The following is an 18,833-nucleotide window of genomic DNA, read 5'->3' as shown; positions in this document are numbered from 1 at the left end:
TACCCCGCATGGAGTCCCGACGATGAAACGAGCGAGCCTGCTACTGGCGCCCCTCCTGTTGCTGGCCGGCTGCGCGACCCTCGGGTCCGACGGCGCGCCGCTGGACCTGCGCGACGCCGACATTTCCAGCAAGACCATGGACAACGGCGACAAGATCGACGAGTACCGCGTGGCCGGCCAGCTGCGCATGGTCAAGATCACCCCGGTGCGCGGGGCGCCCTATTACCTGTACGACAAGGACGGCGACGGCCGCTTCGACAACGACCGCGAGGGCGTTTCGCCGGTGTATTGGAAGCTGTACAGCTGGTGAGGGATCCGGGAAAGCATCCGGTCCGGCTGCCAGGCGCCCCGATGCTTTTCAGATTTTCGCGGGAGGGGACTCCGGCACCGACCGTCGGCCGGCAAAAGCCCCGTCGGGACTGAAGTCCCTCCCACAACAGCGTCCGACCACAACAGCGTCCGATCCGAAGCCGGGTTGCCGCTGGTCCCGCCCCAGACCCGGGCCCAGGCCGTCCCGGGCCCGGCTCCGGTCACCTCACCACCAGCACCGGCACCGTGCTGCCGGTCAGCACCTCGATGGTCTGGCTGCCCAGCAGCACCCGGCTCATGCCGCGGCGGCCGTGCGAGGTCATCACGATCAGGTCGCTGCCGCAGTCCTTGGCGGTCTGCAGGATGCCTTCGGCGGCATAGCGGTCCAGCACATGGTGCGGGGTCGCTGACACCCCGGCCGCGCCGGCGGCCTCCAGCGCCGGCTTGAGGATGGCCTGCGCGCCTTCCTCGCGCTCCTTCCTGTACTCGGGGCTGGCCTCGTAGCCGACGCTCCAGCCCATCGCGTCGTACATGCCCATGGCCCAGGGCTCGGACACGGTGACGAGGTCGACCGCCGCGCCGGTATCCTTGGCCAGGGTCAGGCCCTGCTGCAGACCGCGGTTGGCCAGTTCGGAGCCGTCGATGGCGATCAGGATGCGCTTGTACATGTCGATCTCCGGTTACGCCGTCGATGACGGCGACCTACCATCGCACACCCTGCCTAAAGGCAGCGTTGATCCCGATCAAACCACCGTCAGGTTGGCGTAGGCCATCACCAGCCACTTGGCGCCGTGCTCGTCGAACTGCACCTGCACGCGGGCGTGCGCGCCGCTGCCCTCGTAGTCGGTGACCACGCCGTTGCCGAACTTGGCATGCACCACGTTGGCGCCGAGCTTGATCGGCGCGGCTTCGACCACGCCGTGCACCGGCCCGCGCACCGCGCCCAGCGAGGCCTGGCGCGAGACCTGCACCTTCGGGCGCACCTCGTGCAGCAGCTCGCGCGGGATCTCGCGCAGGAAGCGCGAGGGCACGTTGTAGTTGTCCTGGCCGTGGATGCGGCGCGACTCGGCATAGCTGAGCACCAGCTTCTGGCGGGCGCGGGTGATGCCGACATAGGCCAGCCGGCGCTCCTCCTCGAGCCGGCCGCTCTCCTCCAGCGAACGCGCGCTCGGGAACAGCCCGTCCTCCAGCCCGACCAGGAACACCAGCGGGAACTCCAGGCCCTTGGCCGAGTGCAGCGTCATCAGCTGCACGCCTTCCTCGCCGGCCTGGGCCTGGCCCTCGCCCGCCTCCAGCGAGGCGTAGGACAGGAACGCGACCAGCTCGGTCATGCCCTGGACCTCCTCGTCGCCCTCGGGCAGCACGAAGCGCGAGGCCACCGAGACCAGTTCGTCCAGGTTCTCGGTGCGCGATTCCGAATCCAGCCCGCCGCGGCTCTCCTTCGACCAGTGCTCGCGCAGGCCGGAGCGCGCCAGCACGTGGTCGATGCGCTCGGACAGGTGCATCTGCGCGCTTTCCGCGCCGAGCTGCTGGACCAGGTTGAGGAAACCGGCCAGCGCGTTGCGCGCGCGCGCGGCCAGTCCGGACGACTGGGTGCAGGCCATCGCCGCCTCCCACAGCGACAGCTGCTGCGCACGCGCCAGCCGCCGCACTTCGTCCAGGGTGCGCTCGCCGATGCCGCGCGCCGGGGTGTTCACGGCGCGCTCGAACGCCGCATCGTCGCTGCGGTTGGCCAGCAGGCGCAGGTAGGCCAGCGCATCCTTGATCTCGGCGCGCTCGAAGAAGCGCATGCCGCCGTAGACGCGGTACGGGATCTGTTCGGACAGCAGCGCCTCTTCGAACGCGCGCGACTGCGCGTTGCTGCGGTAGAGCACCGCGAGCTCGCCGTAGCTGCCGCCGTCGCGCACCCACTGGCGCGCGCGCTCGACCACGTAGCGGGCCTCGTCGACCTCGTTGTAGGCCGCATACAGGTCGATCGGCTCGCCCTCGCCCGACTCGGTCCACAGCTGCTTGCCGATGCGGTCCGGGTTGTGCGCGATCACCGCGTTGGCGGCGCCGAGGATGTTGGCGCTGGAACGGTAGTTCTGCTCAAGCCGGATCACCTGCGCGCCGGCGAAATCCTTGAGGAAGCGCTGCACGTTCTCGACCTTGGCGCCGCGCCAGCCGTAGATCGCCTGGTCGTCGTCGCCGACCACGAACACGTGGCCGGAATCGCCGGCGAGCACGCGCACGAACGCGTACTGGATCGCGTTGGTGTCCTGGAACTCGTCCACCAGGATCTCGCGGAAGCGCGCGCGGTAATGCGCCAGCAGCGCCGGGTTGTCGCGCAGCAGCTCGTGCGCGCGCAGCAGCAGTTCGGCGAAATCGACCAGGCCGGCGCGGTCGCAGCGTTCCTGGTAGGCGGCGTAGATGCGGCGCTGGGCCTCGGTCCAGTCGTCGCGCGCCTCCGGCTGGATGTGCTCCGGCCGGCGGCCCTCGTCCTTCTGCGCGTTGATCCACCACATAGCCTGCTTGGGCGGGTAGCGCGACTCGTCCAGCTCCAGCGCCTGCACCGTACGCTTGACCAACCGCAGCTGGTCGTCGCTGTCCATGACCTGGAAGCCTTCCGGCAGCTTCGCGTCCTGCCAGTGCAGCCGCAGCAGCCGATGGGCCAGGCCGTGGAACGTGCCGATCCACATGCCGCGGCTGCCCTGCCGCAACTGCAGGTCGGTGCGCTGGCGCATCTCGCCGGCGGCCTTGTTGGTGAAGGTCACCGCCAGGATGCCGTGCGTGGGCACGCCGTGGACTTCGTTCAGCCAGGCGATGCGATGCGTGAGCACGCGCGTCTTGCCGGATCCGGCGCCCGCCAGCACCAGATAGTGCCCGGGAGGAGCGGAAACGGCCTCGCGCTGGGCGGGGTTCAGGTGATCGAGCAAATGAGAGACATCCACCCGCGCATTTTACGCGAAGCGGGACCCGGGACCCGGCGGAGCGGCAAGCCAACTCAGGAGCGGGTGTTGTGGGAGGGACTTCAGCACCGACGGGGCTTTACCTAGAAAGCGGAGTGGGGTCCGGGCAACCGGATTCCGGAAGAGCGACAAGCCAGCTCCGGTTCGGGTGTCGTTGTGGGAGGGACTTCAGTCCCGACAAGGCTTGCCGGCCACCTGTCGGGACTGAAGTCCCTCCGACGGGAAGCGAAGAACTGCAAAAGAGCATCGGATCGCCCGGCAACCGAACCCAGGCAAAGATGCTTTCCCGGCCCGGCCTCACAACGCCAGCAATCCCCTCGCCACGTCCCGCGCCTGCTCGCGCAGCTCCGGGATCGCCAGGCTCTCCCACAACCGGCCGATGCGCAGGCTGCCGATCACCCGGATGCGCGGGTCGGCCTCGCCATCGGCATCGACCAGGCATCCCTCGTCGTCGGTATCTACGCCGATGCCATGCGGCCCCGCCACCGCGAGGCCGCTGCCCAGCAGTTGCTGCAGCAGCGGATTGCGCATCGCCTGCACCCGCATCTCCACGCCGGTGGCGTTGACGACCTGGTGCGCATCCAGCTGCAGCATGCCGCCCTGCGCGGAACGCGCGCCCAGCTGCACGCAATTCGCGACCGGGAACACCGTGTCCAGGCGCGCGCGGTGCACGCGCAACTGGCCGCTGGCTTGCATGCCGCGCAGGCGCGCATGGACTTCCGGCGCGATCCGGTGCCGGTGCACGTCCCAATAGCGCACGACATGGCGCAGGAAGCGGCGCTGGTCGGCGCAGGACAGCGACCGCCACAGCGCCTGGCCGTGCGGGCGCAGCGCATCCATCACGCTCTGCCACGGCGTGCCGAGGGCGGCCGCGGCGCGCGCGCGCGCGCGCAGCGCGCGCATGCGCCTGCGCAACGGCATGGCCAGCAACGCCTGCACGTCCAGGTCGGCAGCAGCGCCTTGCGCGTGCGGCAACGGCATCAAGCCGTGGCGCGAGACCACGTGCACCGGCCCGCGATGGCCGCGCGCATGCAGCGTCACCACGCTGTCGGCCATGCTCAGTCCGGAGCCGACGATGCATACCGCCGACTCGGGCGGTATCCCGGCCAAGGCCGCGCTGTCCCATGCCTCCACGAGGTGCCGCCGCTCCAGGCCGGTGGCGCCGCGCGCCGGCAGCGGCCGCAGCGCGTTGCCGACCGCCAGCACCACGCGCCGGGCCCGCAGTTCGCCCTGGCCCGCGAGCCGCAGTCTCATCGCGCCGCCGGCTTTCTCCAGCTCGACCACGCGGTCGTGGATCGCCTCGAACGTCGCCACGCTGCCTTCCCGCGCTTGCCGCAGGCGTTCCCGCAGGTAGTCCGCGTAGGTCCGGCGCGCGACGTAGCGCTGCTCCAGCCGGGAGTCCGGCGCCTGCCCCGGATCGGCCCGGCCTTGCAGGAACGCCACGAAATCGCCCGGCAGCTCCGGGAACGCGCTCATCTTGCCGGCCGGCACGTTGAGCAGGTGCTCGTCGCGGCGCGTCGAATAGGCCACGCCTTCGGCCAGCGCCGCCGCCGTCCCCACCATGACGACGTGGACCGCACTGCGGGCCTGCCGCAACAGCTGGATCGCCGCGAGCACGCCGGAGGCGCCGCCGCCGATGAGGGCGATATCGCAATCGCGGCCGGACATCTGTTCGTTCATCCCCGCGATTGTAGAGGATGGCGTTCGCCGGCCGCGCCGGCTACATCAGCGCATCGGCCAGCCGCGCGATGCCCTCGCGGCTGCGCCGCCATGCCGGGCGCGCGCGCCACTGCGCCAGGTCGAGCTGGACCGCATCGGCCAGGTAGTCGCGTTCGACCTCGCGCAGGCGCGCCACCACGCCGCGGTCGTAGCAGAGCATGCCGATCTCGGCGTTGAGCGCGAACGAGCGGATGTCGAGGTTGATCGAGCCGACCAGCGCCACGTCGTCGTCCACGCTCATGTGCTTGGCGTGCAGGAAATGCGGCCGGTACAGCGCGATCTTGACCCCGCAGCGGAGCAGGTCGTCGTAGTACGCCTCCTGTGCCCAGGCAGTGAGGCGCTGGTTGTTGCTCTCCGACAGGATCAGCTGCACGTCCAGGCCTGACACGCCGGCGATGCGCAAGGCGCTCAGCGTGGCCTCGTCCGGCACGAAGTAGGGCGTGACCAGCACGATCCGGTGGCGCGCCAGGTGGATCAGCGCATTGACCGCATCGCGCGCGTTCTCGAACGGATACGCCGGCCCGCTCGGCAGCAGCTGCGCGGCCACGTCCTGCGGGTACGACGGCGCGTCGGGCAGTACCTGCAGGCGCTCGCCGGTCTCGACGAACCAGTCGCTGGCGAATACCGCCTCCAGGTGGTTCACCGCCGGCCCCTGCACCCGCGCGACCAGTTCGCGATTGGGATGCCCGCGCACGAACCCCGGTTCGGCCAGGTTCTGCGAGCCGACGAAGCCGATGCGGTTGTCGACCACGGCGATCTTGCGGTGGTTGCGCAGGTCCATGCGGCCGCTGCGGCGCCAGCGCAGGCCGCCCGGCAGCACCGCGTGCACCTGCACCCCGCCGCGGACCAGCGCGCGGCGATAGCGACGCAGGCCGCGCTTGGCGCCCACCGCGTCCAGCAGCAGTCGCACCTGCACGCCGCGCGCGGCGGCCCGCAGCAATGCGTCGGCCACCGCCTGGCCGACCGCGTCGTCGAACATCAGGTAGTACAGCAGGTGCACGCGCTCGCGCGCGTCGTCGATGTCGGCGATCAGCGCCCGCAGCGCGCCGTCGTAGTCGTCGAGCAGTTCCACCGCATTGCCGCGGGTGGGCATGAAGTCGCCCTGCCGCTCCACCAGCGGCACCATCTCCGCCGCCACCGTCGCCTCGCCCGGCGGCCACCGCAGCGAAGTCAGCGCCACCTGCTGCTCGCGGATCACCTGCGAGGCCTGCGCCTGCCGCTGCAGGCGCTGCCGCGACAGCCACGGATGGCCGAACAGCAGGTACAGCGGCAATCCCAGCAGCGGCACGAAGCCGACCAGCAGCAACCAGCTGCGCGCCGCGCCCGGCGTGGTGCGCGTGGGGATCCACAACAGCGCGACCAGGCGGATCACCCAGTCCAGCGCCAACAGCCAGGTCCCTTCCCACCAGTGCGGCAGCATCCGTCGTCCTGTCGAGAGCGTCGGAGGGATTCTGCGGGAGAACGTGGCCTGGCGCACCGGCCGGGGAACAGCCGGTGCACGGTCGCCGGGAAAGCCCGGTCGCGACCGGAGTCGCCCCACGAGAAGCACAAAGCCCGCCTTGCGGCGGGCTTTGCTTGTCAAGGCACTGGATCTGCGATCCCCGGCCCTGACGAAAAGCGCAAGGGCGGGCGCTGGCGCCCGCGCCATTGCGTCACTTGATCTTGCCTTCCTTGTAGATCACGTGCTTCCGGACGACGGGATCGTACTTCTTCATCTCCATCTTGCCGGGGGTGTTCTTCTTGTTCTTGTCCGTCGTGTAGAAGTGGCCGGTGTTGGCCGAGGAAATCAGACGGATCTTGTCGCGCTTGCCTGCCATGATTGCTTACTCCTCAGACCTTCTCGCCACGGGCGCGCAGTTCGGCCAGCACGGCGTCGATGCCGTTCTTGTCGATGGTGCGCAGGGCATGGGTGGAAACACGAAGCTTGACCCAGCGGTTCTCGCTGGCGACCCAGAAGCGGCGCTCGTGCAGGTTCGGCAGGAAGCGACGGCGGGTCTTGTTGTTGGCGTGGGAGACGTTGTTGCCCGTCTGCACACGCTTGCCGGTAACTTGGCATACGCGGGACATTGCGCACCTCGATAAGTTTGCGGATCGATCCGCAGGCTGGTGCCTTCCATAGCCCGGAAGGCGGCGGCCCCGGCGGCCGGGAGGCCACCACGCAATCAAGGGAATCAAGCACTTACGCTGACGAAAGCCGGCCCGGGGATCGCGCTCCCGGGCTGCCGCCGGCATGGACCGGACACAGCGAGCCGCGCATTATGCGGGACTTTTCCTTCCCGCGCAAGGAGTTAGCCGGCCATGACGGCCCGGGGCAGCTCCGCCCATGCCGCCCGCGCGACCCGCCATGCCGAGCGCAGGAACAGCAGGAGCAGCGCCGCGGCGATCAGCAGGTCCGGCCAGCCGGCGCCGAAGAGCCATACCGCCACGCTGGCGGCGATCACCGCGCAGCCTTCGTAGACGTCGTTCAGCGAGCAGGCCCAGGCCGAGGCCAGGTTGATGTCGCCCTGCCGGTACGGCCAGAGCAGCCGCAGGCAGGCCAGGTTGGCGGCGAGGTTGAGCAGCGCGGCCACGCCCATGCTCTCGAACACCGGCAAGTGCGGGTGCAGCAGCTTCCAGCCGATGCCGGCCGCCACCGCCAGCGCCGCGGCCAGGATCAGCGCGGCCTTGAACAGCGCCACCCGCGCCTTGGCGGCCACGCTGGCGCCCACCACGGCCAGGCTCAGCGCATAGGTCAACGCATCGCCGAGGTTGTCCAGGCTGCCGGACAGCAGCGAGGCCGAGCCGCTGTGCCAGGCCGCGGCCATCATCATCGCGAAGGTCGCCGCATTGATGGCCAGCACCCAGCGCAGCACGCGGCGCTGGCGCGCCTGCATCGCCTCCACGGCCAGGGTCTTGCCGCAACCGCAGCACTCGCTCATCGGCTTGTCCGCTCGGATCGGGTCCTGGCGCATTGTCGCGCCAACGCGGCCGGCGCGCACCCGCGGCATGCCTGCCGTTCGCACGGGCAAGCCGCCGCGGCCGGCGCCGCTCCGCGCGGCGCGGCGCGTCAGGAGGTCCGCGCCTTGGCCTTGCTGTCGGCCACGAACTGCCGGACCTGCCGCTCCAGCACCGGCAACGGCACCGAGCCCTGCTTGAGCACGGCGTCGTGGAAGGCGCGGATGTCGAACTTGTCGCCCAGCTCCTTCTCCGCCTCGGCGCGCAGCCTGACGATGGTGATCTCGCCGAGCTTGTAGCTCAGCGCCTGCGCCGGCCAGGAGATGTAGCGGTCGACCTCGGTGGTGACCTCGTGCTCGGACAGCGCGGTATGGTCGCGCAGGTAGGCCAGAGCCTGTTCGCGGCTCCAGCCGTAGTGGTGCACGCCGGTGTCGATGACCAGGCGACAGGCGCGCCACATCTCGTAGGTGAGCTTGCCGAATTCCTCGTAGGGCGTCTCGTAGATGCCCATCTCCTCGCCGAGCTTCTCGGTGTACAGCGCCCAGCCCTCGCCGTAGGCGGAGATGTAGTTCTCGCGGCGGAACGCCGGCTGCTCGCCCTGCTCCAGCGCCAGGGCGCCCTGCAGCGAGTGGCCGGGCGAGGATTCGTGCAGGGTCAATGCCGGCAGGTTGTACAGCGGGCGCGACGGCAGGTTGTAGGTGTTGACCCAGTAGGTGCCCACGCCGCCGCGGCCGGCGGTCCAGAACGGCGCGATGTCGGCCGGCACCGGCTTGATCGTGAAGCGCCCGCGCGGCAGCGTGCCGATGAACTTGCCGACCACGCCGTCCACGCGCTTGGAGATCCAGGCGGCGCGGTCGAGCAGCTCCTGCGGGGTCTTGGCGTAGAACTGCGGGTCGGTGCGCAGGAACTGCAGGAAATCGGCGAAGCGGGTCTGCGGGCTGCGGCCCTTGAAGCCGACCCGGTCGATGATCGCGTCCATCTGCTTCTGGATGCGCGCCACCTCTTCCAGCCCGATCTGGTGGATCTGCTCCGGGCCCAGGTCGAGCGTGGTGTACTCGCGGATCTGCTGGCGGTAGAACGCCTTGCCGTCCGGCAGCGCCTCGGCGGCCAGCGTGGTGCGCGCCTGCGGCACGTACTCGTCGCGGAAGAACGCCAGCAGGCCGGCGAAGGCGGGGATGACCGATTTCGAGATCGCGGCCCTGGCCTCCTCGCGCAGCCTGGCCTGCTCGGCCGCCGGGATGGTCGCCGGCAGTTGCTTGAACGGCGCGTAGAACGCCGATTCGGCCGGATCCTTCAGCTCGGCGACGGTGGCGATCGACACGTCGCGCCCGTCCAGCACCGCGCGCGGCACGCTGAAGCCGCGCTTGAGCCCGGCGCGCATGTTGTCGATGTTCTGCGCGAAGTAGCGCGGCACGTCGTTGAGCCGCGCGATGTAGGCGCGCAGCTCGGCGGGCGTGTTGAGCGGCCGCTGCGCCATGAAGCCCAGGTTCGACCAGAACGAGCTGTCGGAGTTGAACGGCATCTCGTAGGCCTTGAAGCGCACCTCGGCGGCGAGGTTCTCGACCTGCGGGCGATAGATGGCGTAGTTGACCTGGTTGTCGGGCGAGAGCCGCTTCACGTCCAGCGCATCGAGTTGCGCCAGCACGTCGTCCCATACTTTCAGCCGCGCCTGCTGCGCGGCGGGGCCCACGTCGGGCAGGCGGGTCTTGTTGCCGGAGGCGTCGCTGTCCTCGTCCGCCCCGCCGGTCTGGGCCTGTCGCCAGCTCCACTCCTTCTCGTAGATCGCCCGGAACCGCGCGTCGGCGGCGCTTTCCGCCGGCTTGGCGGCAGTGGCGACGGACATGGGCGCTTCGGCAGCCAGGACGGCGCCCAGCGGGGCCGAGAACAGGGCCAGGGAGAGGGCAGCGGCAAGCGACGATTTCATCGGAGCACGACGGGCGATGGATGGAACCGGGGATGATCGCATCCGCGATGCCCGTGGGAACCGGCCAGAAGTCCTATAAGGCCGGCGAATCCTGTGGGAGGGACTTCAGTCCCGACGGGCCTTGACGCGGCCCCCTCTGCAGAAGCCCGTACATCCATGTGCGGGATCGAAGCTCTCCTTACTTGGGACTATGGGATCATGGCCTTTCCCGGCCTTCGAGCCATATGGCATCCCAATACGGATATTGACCGATGCTCCCCACCAGGCCCGCACGCAACGGATTGGCGATCACATAGCGGGCAATTGCACGAAGGTCTTCCTCCGCACGCACTGCACGGTCATGGAAACCCTCCATCCAGACCGCACCGCCACGGCCACGTGCGCGATTCACTTCCCGGGCGGCGCGTCCCTTCATGCGCTTCATCACGCGGGCCAGGGAGGCATGTCCCTCCAGTTCCAGCAGACCATGCCAGTGGTCGGGCATCAGCACCCAACACAGCAAGCGCGCCTCGATCCAGGTGTCCTTGGAAATCAGGCAGGCCGCGACGGCCTGGGCGCAGCGCCAATCCGCGAACAGGGGCACGCGCCCCTCGGCGACGGTGGTCAGCAGATAGATGCGGCCGGGCCCGCTGCACCGTCCGCGTCGCAATGAGGAATAGCCAGGCGAAATCGATTGACCGGGAATATCCATCCCCAGATCGTGCCGCCGGGTGCGAAAGACCACAGTCGGGGCATGTCGTGTCGCGCCGTCGGGATTCCCCGCTTCGGACGGCGCACCGGCGCGATCTCTTCGGAACGGATTTCAGCCTCGGCAAGCGTTCCGTTTAATCCTGCGCATGGAGGTGCGGGATTCTGCGGAGAGGGCCGCACAAAAGCCCGTCGGGACTGAAGTCCCTCCCACAAGGACCGCACGAGACCTTGGCTAGTGCCCGGCCTTGTCCCGCTTCCAGCCGCGGTGCTTGATGTCCAGGTACAGGCTGTAGAGCGCGGTGAAGGCGGGAAACAGGTTCTGCAGCACGCCGACCGAGTCCTGCTTGGCCGAGAACATGAAATAGCTGAGCGTCATCAGGCTGCCGACCACGCTCATGTACCAGAACAGGCGCGGGATCACCGGCTTGCCGGCGCGCTTGGAGGCGATGAACTGCACCAGCCAGCGCCCGCCGAACATCAGCGCGCCGACATAGCCGATCAGCTTCCAGCCGGTGACGTGCAGGCCGGTCCAGAACAGCCAGGTCAATGGCTGATCGAGGATGTGCAGTTCCATCTCAGCGCTCTTCCACCGCGGTGCGCTTGCTGCGCGCGATCAGCCAGGCCACGCCGCGCAGGTCGCGGATGCCGACCAGGGCGCGGTTGAGGTTGTTGTACTTGGACACCCCGGCGGTGCGATGGCGATGGTTGACCGGCACGCTCACCGTCTTCCAGCCCGCGCGCTGCATCAGCGCGGGCAGGAAGCGGTGCATGTGGTCGAAGTACGGCAGGTCGAGGAACGCGGCGCGCTCGAACAGCTTGATGCCGCAGCCGGTGTCGGGCGTGTCGTCGCGCAGCATGCGCGAACGGATCGCGTTGGCCCACTTGCTGGCCCAGCGCTTGGACCCGGAATCCTGCCGGTTGACGCGCCAGCCGGCGAACAGCTTGACCTGGGGACCGGCGGCATCGCGCGCGGCCAGCAGCTTGGGGATGTCGGCCGGATCGTTCTGGCCGTCGCCGTCGAGCGTGGCCACCCAGGGCGCGCGCGCGGCCTTCACGCCGTTGCGCACCGCGGTGCTCTGCCCGCTCTGGTGGACATGGTGCAGCACCCGCAGCTCGGGCGCGCCCGGCTTGAGCGATTGCAGCACGGCCAGCGTGTCGTCCTTCGAATCGTCGTCGACGTAGACGATCTCGAAGTCCACCCGCCCGCGCAGCGCGGCGACGATCTCGCCGACCAGCGGCGCGACGTTGTCGCGTTCGTTGAACACCGGGACGACGACGGACAGTTGCGGTTCGCTCATGGTTTCCGGCCAGTCGCTGGATCAATGGAAAAAGACCGCGCATTTTCCCCGGTTCGCGTGACCCGGGGATGAAGCGTCATGCCCGGGCGCCGAAATAATCGCGGCACCAGGCCACCACCTGCGGCAGGCCGGCCTCGATCGGCGTGGCCGGATCGAAGCCGAACGCGGCCTGCGCGCGCGTGGTGTCGGCCATCGTGGCGATCATGTCACCCGGCTGCATCGGTTTGTAGACCTTCTCGGCCGGGCGCCCGGCGGCCTGCTCGACCACCGCGATGAAGCGCTCCAGCTCCACCGGGGTGTGGTTGCCCAGGTTGAACACCCGGTGCGGCACCTCTTCCCCGGAAGGATGCGCCAGCGCGCCGAGCACCCCCGCGACGATGTCGTCGATGAAGGTGAAATCGCGCTGCATCCGGCCGTGGTTGAACACCTCGATCGGGCGCCCTGCCAGCACCGCGCGGCTGAAGATCAGCGGCGCCATGTCCGGCCGGCCCCAGGGGCCGTAGACGGTGAAGAAGCGCAGCCCGGTCGCGCGCAGGCCGTACAGCTGCGCGTAGGTGTAGGCCATCAGCTCGTTGGCGGCCTTGGTCGTCGCGTACAGCGAGCGCGGCTTGTCGATGCGCTGGTCCTCGGAGAACGGCGGCACCGCCGAGTCCCCGTACACCGAGCTGCTCGAGGCGTAGACCAGGTGCGCGACGCCGCGGTGGCGGCACAGCTCGAGCACGTTGACGAAGCCGGCCAGGTTGGACTCGACGTAGGCGTGCGGGTTCTGCAGCGAGTAGCGCACGCCGGCCTGCGCGGCCAGGTGCACCACGCGCACGGGCCGCACTTCGTCGAACAGCGCGGCCAGGCCGTCGCGGTCGGCCAGGTCGAGCGTGCGGATGTCCACGCCCGGGCACAGCGCGGCGACCCGGTCGCGCTTGAGCTGCGGGTCGTAGTAGTCGTTGTAGTTGTCCAGGCCAACCACGCGCTCGCCGCGTGCGGCCAGCGCGCGGCAGGTGTAGGCGCCGATGAAGCCGGCCGCGCCGGTGACGAGGATGCTCATCGGGCCGGTCCCGGAAGCGCGGCGGCGCCTGTGGCGGGCAGGGTCATACGTGAAATCCGAAGCAATGCCTGCGGGAAAGAACGCTTACTCGACGCGGCCGCGCAGCTTCTCGAGCACGCCGTCGAGGATGTCCAGGTCGGTGTAGTGGATGACCAGCTTGCCCTTGCCGCCGCGGCCGTGGTTGATCGCCACCTTGGTGCCCAGCGTTTCGGACAGCTCGGTTTCCAGCGAGGCGATGTCGGCCTGGCGGGTCTTCGGCGCCGGCGCCGGCCGCGCGCTCGGCACCTTGCCCGCGGCGAAGGCCTGGGCGCGGCGCTCGACCTCGCGCACCGACCAGCCCTCGTCGGCCGCCTCCTGCGCCAGCTTGCTGGCCAGTTCCGGCGCCAGCGTCAGCAGCGCGCGCGCGTGGCCCATCTCCAGGCGGCGCGACTCCAGCAGCACGCGCACGCCGATCGGCAGCTCGAGCAGGCGCAGCAGGTTGGACACCGACGCGCGCGAGCGGCCCACCGCCTCGGCGGCCTCGGCATGGGTCAGCGAGAACTCCTCGATCAGCCGCTGCAGCGCCTGCGCCTCTTCCAGCGGATTGAGGTCCTCGCGCTGGATGTTCTCGATCAGCGCCATCGCGATGACGGTGCGGTCGTCCAGTTCGCGCACCACCACCGGCACTTCGCCCAGGCCGGCCAGCTGCGAGGCGCGCCAGCGGCGCTCGCCGGCGACGATCTCGAAGCTGCCCGGCGCCAGCTCGCGCGCGACGATCGGCTGGATCACGCCCTGCACCTTGATCGATTCGGCCAGCTCGGCGAGCTTGGCCTCGTCCATCTCGCGGCGCGGCTGGTACTTGCCCGGCTGCAGCTGCCCGACCGGCAGGTTGCGCAGCGAATCGCCCGGCTGCAGTTCCTCGACGGTGGTGACCGGCGCCGCGGCGGCCGCGCCCTTGGGCCCCAGCAGCGCATCCAGGCCACGGCCCAGTCCGCGCTTCTTGGCAGGGTTCGGCTTGTTGCTCATCAGGCGATCTCCACGGGCCGTACGGTTCTGTTGCGTTCGGCCTGGCGGCGGATGATCTCGCCGGCCAGGCCCAGGTAGGCCACGCCGCCACGCGAGGTGCGGTCGTAGCCGATGATGCTCTGGCCATGGCTCGGCGCTTCGGCCAGGCGCACGTTGCGCGGCACGATGGTGCGGAACACCTTGTCGCCGAAGTGCTCGGTCAGTTCGGCCGAGACCGCGTTGGCCAGGTTGTTGCGGATGTCGAACATGGTGCGCAGCACGCCCTCGATCTCCAGCGAGGGATTGAGGCTGGCCCGCAGCGCCTCGATGGTCTCCAGCAGCGCCGACAGGCCTTCCAGTGCGTAGTACTCGCACTGCATCGGCACGATCACCGAGTCGGCCGCGGTCAGCGCGTTGAGGGTCAGCAGCGACAGCGCCGGCGGGCAGTCGATCAGGATGAAGTCGTACTCGTCGCGGATCGGCGCCAGCGCGCGCTTCAGGCGCTGCTCGCGCTCGCCCTGCTCCATCAGCTGGATCTCGGCGGCGGTGAGGTCGATGTTGCCCGGCAGCAGGTCGTAGCCCTCGGCGGCCTCGACCCGGATCTCGGCGGCGCTGTTCTCGCCCAGCAGCAGGTCGCAGGTGGAGGCGGCCAGCTCGCGCTTGTCCACGCCGCTGCCCATCGTCGCATTGCCCTGCGCGTCCAGGTCCACCAGCAGCACGCGCTTGGGCGCGCGCGCCAGGCCGGCCGCCAGGTTGACCGCCGTGGTGGTCTTGCCGACGCCGCCTTTCTGGTTGGCAATGGCGATGATCCGGGCCATGCAGGGGAGCCTCGCGGGCAGGAGTTAGGACCGGGCATTATGCGGGCTGGGGGCGGGATCGGGGAAATCCCGGCGCGGCAGGCGCGGCGGATCGCATTCCCTGCCGCGGTCCATGGGGCCGGCTCCTTCAGGGTCCCTTTGGGAGGGGCTTCAGTCCCGGCGGGCTTTGCCGGTAAAGCCCCGTCGGGACTGAAGTTCTTCCCGCAACGGCACTGCCTTCCGCTTCACGCCTGCTTGCCCACCACCACCAGGTGCCGCTCGCCGTCCAGGCCCGGCACCTGCAGCGGGTGCACGTCCTGCACGCGCCAGCCGGCCGGCAAGGCGGCGATCTCCTCGTGCGGGTACACGCCCTTCATCGCCAGCAGGGTGCCGCCGGGCTTCAGCAGGTGGCCGCCGACGGCGACGATCCCGTCCAGCGTGTCCAGCGCGCGCGCGGTCAGGTGGTCGTAGGCGGCCGGCTCGTCCAGCGCCTCGGCGCGCGACTCGGCCACGCGGGCGTTGCCCAGGCCGAGCTGGCGCACCGCTTCGCGCATGAAGCGGGCCTTCTTGCCGTTGCTCTCCACCAGCGTCACCCGCAGTTGCGGCCGGGTGATCGCCAGCGGGATGCCCGGCAGGCCGGGGCCGGTGCCGAGATCGGCCAGGGTGCCGGACTCGATGTACGGGCGCATCGCCAGCGAATCGAGCAGGTGCCGCACCACCATCTCGCGCGGGTCGCGGATCGCGGTCAGGTTGTAGGTGCGGTTCCAGCGCGCCAGCAGCGCCAGGTAGGCCAGCAGCGGGCCGGCGAAGGCGGCATCGAGGCCGAGCCGCTGCAGGCCGAGCGCAAGGTCGGCCTGGACCTCGGGGGGAAGGGAAGCGTCGTTCATCGGCGGATTATCGCAGGCGCGCTCCCGATCCCGCCTGCCCGCCGGACTTTTCCGGGTAAGAACCCCGCGCTATACCGGGAGCCCCACACCGCGGAGTCCGCCATGCCACCGATCGCCACCCGCCGCCGCCTGTTGCAGGGCCTGGGCGCCGGCCTGCTGCTGCCGACCCTGGCGCGCCGCGGCTGGGCGGCGCCGCTAGGCCGCCCGGCGATCACCGACGGCGTGCAGGCCGGCGACGCGCTGGGCGACCGCGCCATCGTCTGGAGCCGCTGCGACCGCCCCGCGCGGCTGTGGGTGGAGTGGGATACCCGCGAGAGCCTGGCCGGGGCGCGCCGCATCGCCGGGCCGGTCGCCACGCCGGACGGCGACTTCACCGCACGGCTGGACCTGTCCGGCCTGCCGCCGGGCCAGACGATCTGCTACCGCGTGCGCTTCGAGGACCTGCACAGCGGTGCGCTCAGCGAGCCGGTGGCCGGGAAATTGCGCACCGCGCCGGACCGGCCGCGCGACCTGCGCGTGCTGTGGAGCGGCGACACCGTCGGCCAGGGCTACGGGATCAACCCCGACATCGGCGGCATGCGCATCTACGAGGCGATGCGCCAGCGCCAGCCCGACCTGTTCGTCCATAGCGGCGACACGATCTACGCCGACGGCCCGGTGCCGGCCGAACTGACCGTCGAGGACGGCAAGCGCTGGCGCAACCTGACCCACCCCGCCAAGGACAAGGTCGCCGAGACCCTGGACGAGTTCCGCGGCAACTACCGCTACAACCTGCTGGATTCCAACCTGCGCGGCTTCAACGCCGAGGTCGCCCAGGTCTGGCAATGGGACGACCACGAGACGGTCAACAACTGGTCGCCGGGCAAGGTGCTGGGCCCGGAGTACGCCGCGGTGCGCGACATCGCCACGCTGTCGCGCCGGGCACGGCAGGCGTTCCTGGAGTACGCACCGCTGCGCCGCATCGACGCCGACGGCCAGGGCCGCATCTATCGCCGCATCCCCTACGGCCCGCTGCTGGACGTGTTCGTGCTGGACATGCGCAGCTACCGCGGCGCCAACGGCGCCAACCTGCAGGCCGGCCCCGCTCCCGCCGCCTGGTTCCTGGGCCCGGAGCAGCTGGCATGGCTCAAGCGCGGACTGGCGGCCTCCCGCGCGACCTGGAAGCTGATCGCCGCCGACATGCCGATCGGCCTGCAGGTACCGGACGGCCGCGGCGACGACGGCCAGCCGCGCTGGGAGGCCATCGCCAACGGCGAGCCGGGCGCACCGCGCGGGCGCGAGCTGGAGATCGCCGATCTGTTGCGCTTCGTCTCCCGGCGGCGGATCCGCAACACGGTCTGGATCACCGCCGACGTGCACTACTGCGCGGCGCACTACTACGACCCGGGCAAGGCCGCGTTCGCCGACTTCGAGCCGTTCTGGGAGTTCGTCGCCGGCCCGCTCAACGCCGGCAGCTTCGGCCCCAATGCATTGGACGCGACCTTCGGCCCGCAGGTGGTGTTCCAGAAGGCTCCGCCGGCGCCGAACGCCTCGCCACTGGCCGGCTTCCAGTTCTTCGGCGAAATCGAGATCGACGCAGCCAGCGCCGCGATGACGGTGACGCTACGCGACCTGGACGGAGCGGTTCAGTTCAGCAAAGCACTGACGGCGCGGGTCTGAGCCGGCATGACGTGATGACCGCGGCAACAGCTGCAATTGCAGCTGTTGCTGTTGCTGTTGCTGTTGCTGTTGCTGTTGCTCGTGATTTTGCTTTGAGCTTTTGACTTTGATTTACCGGGCCCCTCCGAAGCGGCGGAGACGGCGGGAAACACCCGAAGGGCGGCGCACAAGGATGTGCGCCGTTTTTCGCCGCGACAGGATGTCGCGTCGAAAAATCCCGCCGGCTCCGCGGACCCGCAGCAAAGCTGCGGGCGCGCAGGCGGGGTGTGCTTTCTTTTGGTTACTTTTCTTTGCACAAGCAAAGAAAAGTGACTCGCCAAAGGCGAAAGCTTTTTTGCCCTTATTGCCCAAGGCTCCAAAGGCAACGTCCCTGGATTCCCGCCTTCGCGGGAATGACGATAGAGAGATGGCGCAGGTCGGAAAAAGAACGGAAAAGTCTCTGGATGATCAGCCATCCGGCTGCTGAAAAGCGCTTCCCGCCTTCGCGGGAATGACGGTAGTGGGATAACGGAGACCGGAAGGATGGCCAGAAAGTAAAGTCGCTGCCTCCGCCATCCACACCTTCACGGCAACAACAAAAGAAAAAACGACTCGCCCGGAAAGCGAAAAAACCCACTACCCCTCCACATCCGGATACCAAGCCAAGGCCGCCCGATACTCCGGCGTCGCCTGCCACTCCTGCAGATGCCAACGCCCCGCCTCCCCCAACGCCGGATCGCACCAATCCAGTTCCAGCGCACCGTCGCGCTCGACGAAGCGCAGCCGATGCAGCCCGAACGACAGCCCATGGCCGTGCGCCTTCAACAGCGCCTCCTTGGCACACCAGAGCCGGAAGAACCAACCCGCGTGGGATTCGTCGTCGAGCCCGGCCAGCCATGCGGTCTCCTCCGGGTGGAAGAAGCGCTGCGCCACCTCGCGCATGCGCGGACGCGGACGCAACCGTTCCAGGTCCACGCCCAGCCTCATCCGCTCGCCCAGCCCCACCAGCAACTGCGTGCCGCTGTGGCTCCAACCGGTGCCGACATGCGCCAGCGGCGGCAGGAACCAGGGCCGGCCGCGTTCGTCGCGCGTCAGCGGCAACGCTTCCGGCGCCATCGCCAACGCCTGGCCGAGCAGCACCCGCGCCTGCGGCTCCCCGCGCTCGCCGGGCACGTGCGGCCGCAGCCAGACCCGCACCGGGCCGAACGTCCACTCGCCGGACTGCGCCTGCATCGCCTTCACGCCGGCTCCACGGCGGCGAGCCGCCGGCCATGGTGCACGGCGCCATTCGACGGGCACTTCACGAAGGCGCGCGTTGAATGGCGGTGCCGCACCCGTCCCGGGGCGGAACAACGAGGAGGAGATTCGGGCATGGGCATCATCATCTGGCTGATCGTAGGCGGCATCGTGGGCTGGCTCGCCAGCATCATCATGCGCCGCGATGCACAGCAGGGCATCATCCTGAACATCGTGGTCGGCATCATCGGCGCGTTGATCGCAGGCTGGCTGTTCGGTGGCGGCATCAACGAAGCGATCACGCTATGGACCTTCATCTGGTCGATCGTCGGCGCGGTGATCCTGCTGGCCATCGTCAACCTGTTCACGCGCGGCCGGGTGCGCTGACGGCCACCGCGCGGATGCATGGAAAAGCCCCGGCGCGCCG

Annotated in this window: 19 protein-coding genes; 3 read left to right on the top strand and 16 right to left on the bottom strand. The window is 69.6% G+C overall.

Annotation, left to right across the window (positions count from 1 at the left end):
* Window positions 1-22 precede the first annotated feature (22 nt).
* Window positions 23-310: a DUF2782 domain-containing protein gene (locus FD678_RS18790; protein WP_140727559.1), complete on the top strand. Its 288-nt coding sequence runs from the start codon at window positions 23-25 to the stop codon at window positions 308-310.
* A gap of 220 nt (window positions 311-530) precedes the next feature.
* On the opposite strand, the gene FD678_RS18785 is transcribed toward FD678_RS18790, so the two are convergent.
* From FD678_RS18785 to rsmG, 15 genes are all read right to left on the bottom strand, one after another.
* Window positions 531-977, bottom strand: a complete 447-nt coding sequence (locus tag FD678_RS18785; RefSeq protein WP_140727557.1) for a universal stress protein — start codon at window positions 975-977, stop codon at window positions 531-533.
* Window positions 978-1,052: 75 nt separating this feature from the next.
* Window positions 1,053-3,224, bottom strand: a complete 2,172-nt coding sequence (gene uvrD, locus FD678_RS18780; RefSeq protein ID WP_441346748.1) for an ATP-dependent DNA helicase — start codon at window positions 3,222-3,224, stop codon at window positions 1,053-1,055.
* 330 nt (window positions 3,225-3,554) lie between these two features.
* Entirely contained in the window at window positions 3,555-4,937 is a 1,383-nt protein-coding gene (locus FD678_RS18775; RefSeq protein WP_140727553.1) for an FAD/NAD(P)-binding protein, read from the bottom strand.
* Between the two features lie 40 nt (window positions 4,938-4,977).
* Window positions 4,978-6,396 carry a cardiolipin synthase gene (cls, locus tag FD678_RS18770; protein WP_140727551.1) on the bottom strand — a complete coding sequence of 473 codons (1,419 nt, stop codon included), beginning with the start codon at window positions 6,394-6,396 and terminating at the stop codon, window positions 4,978-4,980.
* 232 nt (window positions 6,397-6,628) lie between these two features.
* Entirely contained in the window at window positions 6,629-6,793 is a 165-nt protein-coding gene (gene rpmG, locus FD678_RS18765; RefSeq protein ID WP_140727549.1) for a 50S ribosomal protein L33, read from the bottom strand.
* A gap of 13 nt (window positions 6,794-6,806) precedes the next feature.
* Window positions 6,807-7,043 (bottom strand): 50S ribosomal protein L28, encoded by a 237-nt coding sequence (gene rpmB, locus FD678_RS18760; RefSeq protein WP_140727547.1) that lies wholly within the window; start codon window positions 7,041-7,043, stop codon window positions 6,807-6,809.
* Window positions 7,044-7,264: 221 nt separating this feature from the next.
* Entirely contained in the window at window positions 7,265-7,894 is a 630-nt protein-coding gene (locus tag FD678_RS18755; protein ID WP_140727544.1) for a cation transporter, read from the bottom strand.
* A gap of 128 nt (window positions 7,895-8,022) precedes the next feature.
* A complete protein-coding gene (locus FD678_RS18750) occupies window positions 8,023-9,753 on the bottom strand; it encodes a DUF885 domain-containing protein (protein WP_218569850.1) in 1,731 nt (576 codons plus the stop codon).
* A gap of 277 nt (window positions 9,754-10,030) precedes the next feature.
* On the bottom strand, window positions 10,031-10,525 hold the full coding sequence (locus tag FD678_RS18745) for an REP-associated tyrosine transposase (RefSeq protein ID WP_218569849.1): 495 nt from the start codon (window positions 10,523-10,525) through the stop codon (window positions 10,031-10,033).
* Window positions 10,526-10,756: 231 nt separating this feature from the next.
* Window positions 10,757-11,098, bottom strand: coding sequence for a lipid-A-disaccharide synthase N-terminal domain-containing protein (locus FD678_RS18740; RefSeq protein WP_140727540.1), 342 nt, complete (start codon window positions 11,096-11,098; stop codon window positions 10,757-10,759).
* Between the two features lies 1 nt (window position 11,099).
* Window positions 11,100-11,822 carry a glycosyltransferase family 2 protein gene (locus tag FD678_RS18735; protein ID WP_140727538.1) on the bottom strand — a complete coding sequence of 241 codons (723 nt, stop codon included), beginning with the start codon at window positions 11,820-11,822 and terminating at the stop codon, window positions 11,100-11,102.
* A 76-nt stretch (window positions 11,823-11,898) separates the two neighbouring features.
* Window positions 11,899-12,864: an NAD-dependent epimerase/dehydratase family protein gene (locus tag FD678_RS18730; RefSeq protein ID WP_140727536.1), complete on the bottom strand. Its 966-nt coding sequence runs from the start codon at window positions 12,862-12,864 to the stop codon at window positions 11,899-11,901.
* 84 nt (window positions 12,865-12,948) lie between these two features.
* A complete protein-coding gene (locus tag FD678_RS18725) occupies window positions 12,949-13,869 on the bottom strand; it encodes a ParB/RepB/Spo0J family partition protein (protein WP_140727534.1) in 921 nt (306 codons plus the stop codon).
* On the bottom strand, window positions 13,869-14,666 hold the full coding sequence (locus tag FD678_RS18720) for a ParA family protein (RefSeq protein WP_140727532.1): 798 nt from the start codon (window positions 14,664-14,666) through the stop codon (window positions 13,869-13,871). The genes FD678_RS18725 and FD678_RS18720 overlap by 1 nt, the downstream gene beginning before the upstream one ends.
* 224 nt (window positions 14,667-14,890) lie before the next feature.
* A complete protein-coding gene (rsmG, locus tag FD678_RS18715; RefSeq protein ID WP_140727530.1) occupies window positions 14,891-15,532 on the bottom strand; it encodes a 16S rRNA (guanine(527)-N(7))-methyltransferase RsmG in 642 nt (213 codons plus the stop codon).
* A 102-nt stretch (window positions 15,533-15,634) separates the two neighbouring features.
* On the opposite strand from rsmG, the gene FD678_RS18710 reads away from it, so the two are divergent.
* Window positions 15,635-17,191, top strand: a complete 1,557-nt coding sequence (locus FD678_RS18710; protein ID WP_140727528.1) for an alkaline phosphatase D family protein — start codon at window positions 15,635-15,637, stop codon at window positions 17,189-17,191.
* Window positions 17,192-17,806: 615 nt separating this feature from the next.
* Here the strand turns inward: FD678_RS18710 and FD678_RS18700 are convergent.
* Window positions 17,807-18,403 (bottom strand): 4'-phosphopantetheinyl transferase family protein, encoded by a 597-nt coding sequence (locus tag FD678_RS18700; RefSeq protein ID WP_140727726.1) that lies wholly within the window; start codon window positions 18,401-18,403, stop codon window positions 17,807-17,809.
* A 138-nt stretch (window positions 18,404-18,541) separates the two neighbouring features.
* Here FD678_RS18700 and FD678_RS18695 point away from each other — a divergent pair, with 138 nt between their 5' ends.
* The gene (locus FD678_RS18695) at window positions 18,542-18,793 is read left to right on the top strand and encodes a GlsB/YeaQ/YmgE family stress response membrane protein (RefSeq protein WP_140727524.1); all 252 of its coding nucleotides are present in this window, start codon (window positions 18,542-18,544) and stop codon (window positions 18,791-18,793) included.
* Window positions 18,794-18,833: the final 40 nt, after the last annotated feature.

It is taken from the genome of Pseudomonas sp. Hp2, from assembly GCF_006386585.1.
GTDB lineage: Bacteria > Pseudomonadota > Gammaproteobacteria > Xanthomonadales > Xanthomonadaceae > Pseudomonas_S > Pseudomonas_S boreopolis.
This window is presented reverse-complemented; position numbering and strand designations above follow the sequence as displayed.

Bases quoted from the DNA above. Each gene is read 5' to 3' on its own strand.
- FD678_RS18790 (WP_140727559.1), top strand. From the start codon at position 23: ATGAAACGAGCGAGCCTGCTACTGGCGCCCCTCCTGTTGCTGGCCGGC.
- FD678_RS18785 (WP_140727557.1), bottom strand. From the start codon at position 977: ATGTACAAGCGCATCCTGATCGCCATCGACGGCTCCGAACTGGCCAAC.
- FD678_RS18775 (WP_140727553.1), bottom strand. From the start codon at position 4,937: ATGAACGAACAGATGTCCGGCCGCGATTGCGATATCGCCCTCATCGGC.
- cls (WP_140727551.1), bottom strand. From the start codon at position 6,396: ATGCTGCCGCACTGGTGGGAAGGGACCTGGCTGTTGGCGCTGGACTGG.
- rpmG (WP_140727549.1), bottom strand. From the start codon at position 6,793: ATGGCAGGCAAGCGCGACAAGATCCGTCTGATTTCCTCGGCCAACACC.
- rpmB (WP_140727547.1), bottom strand. From the start codon at position 7,043: ATGTCCCGCGTATGCCAAGTTACCGGCAAGCGTGTGCAGACGGGCAAC.
- FD678_RS18755 (WP_140727544.1), bottom strand. From the start codon at position 7,894: ATGAGCGAGTGCTGCGGTTGCGGCAAGACCCTGGCCGTGGAGGCGATG.
- FD678_RS18750 (WP_218569850.1), bottom strand. From the start codon at position 9,753: ATGTCCGTCGCCACTGCCGCCAAGCCGGCGGAAAGCGCCGCCGACGCG.
- FD678_RS18745 (WP_218569849.1), bottom strand. From the start codon at position 10,525: ATGGATATTCCCGGTCAATCGATTTCGCCTGGCTATTCCTCATTGCGA.
- FD678_RS18740 (WP_140727540.1), bottom strand. From the start codon at position 11,098: ATGGAACTGCACATCCTCGATCAGCCATTGACCTGGCTGTTCTGGACC.
- FD678_RS18735 (WP_140727538.1), bottom strand. From the start codon at position 11,822: ATGAGCGAACCGCAACTGTCCGTCGTCGTCCCGGTGTTCAACGAACGC.
- FD678_RS18730 (WP_140727536.1), bottom strand. From the start codon at position 12,864: ATGAGCATCCTCGTCACCGGCGCGGCCGGCTTCATCGGCGCCTACACC.
- FD678_RS18725 (WP_140727534.1), bottom strand. From the start codon at position 13,869: ATGAGCAACAAGCCGAACCCTGCCAAGAAGCGCGGACTGGGCCGTGGC.
- FD678_RS18720 (WP_140727532.1), bottom strand. From the start codon at position 14,666: ATGGCCCGGATCATCGCCATTGCCAACCAGAAAGGCGGCGTCGGCAAG.
- rsmG (WP_140727530.1), bottom strand. From the start codon at position 15,532: ATGAACGACGCTTCCCTTCCCCCCGAGGTCCAGGCCGACCTTGCGCTC.
- FD678_RS18710 (WP_140727528.1), top strand. From the start codon at position 15,635: ATGCCACCGATCGCCACCCGCCGCCGCCTGTTGCAGGGCCTGGGCGCC.
- FD678_RS18700 (WP_140727726.1), bottom strand. From the start codon at position 18,403: ATGCAGGCGCAGTCCGGCGAGTGGACGTTCGGCCCGGTGCGGGTCTGG.
- FD678_RS18695 (WP_140727524.1), top strand. From the start codon at position 18,542: ATGGGCATCATCATCTGGCTGATCGTAGGCGGCATCGTGGGCTGGCTC.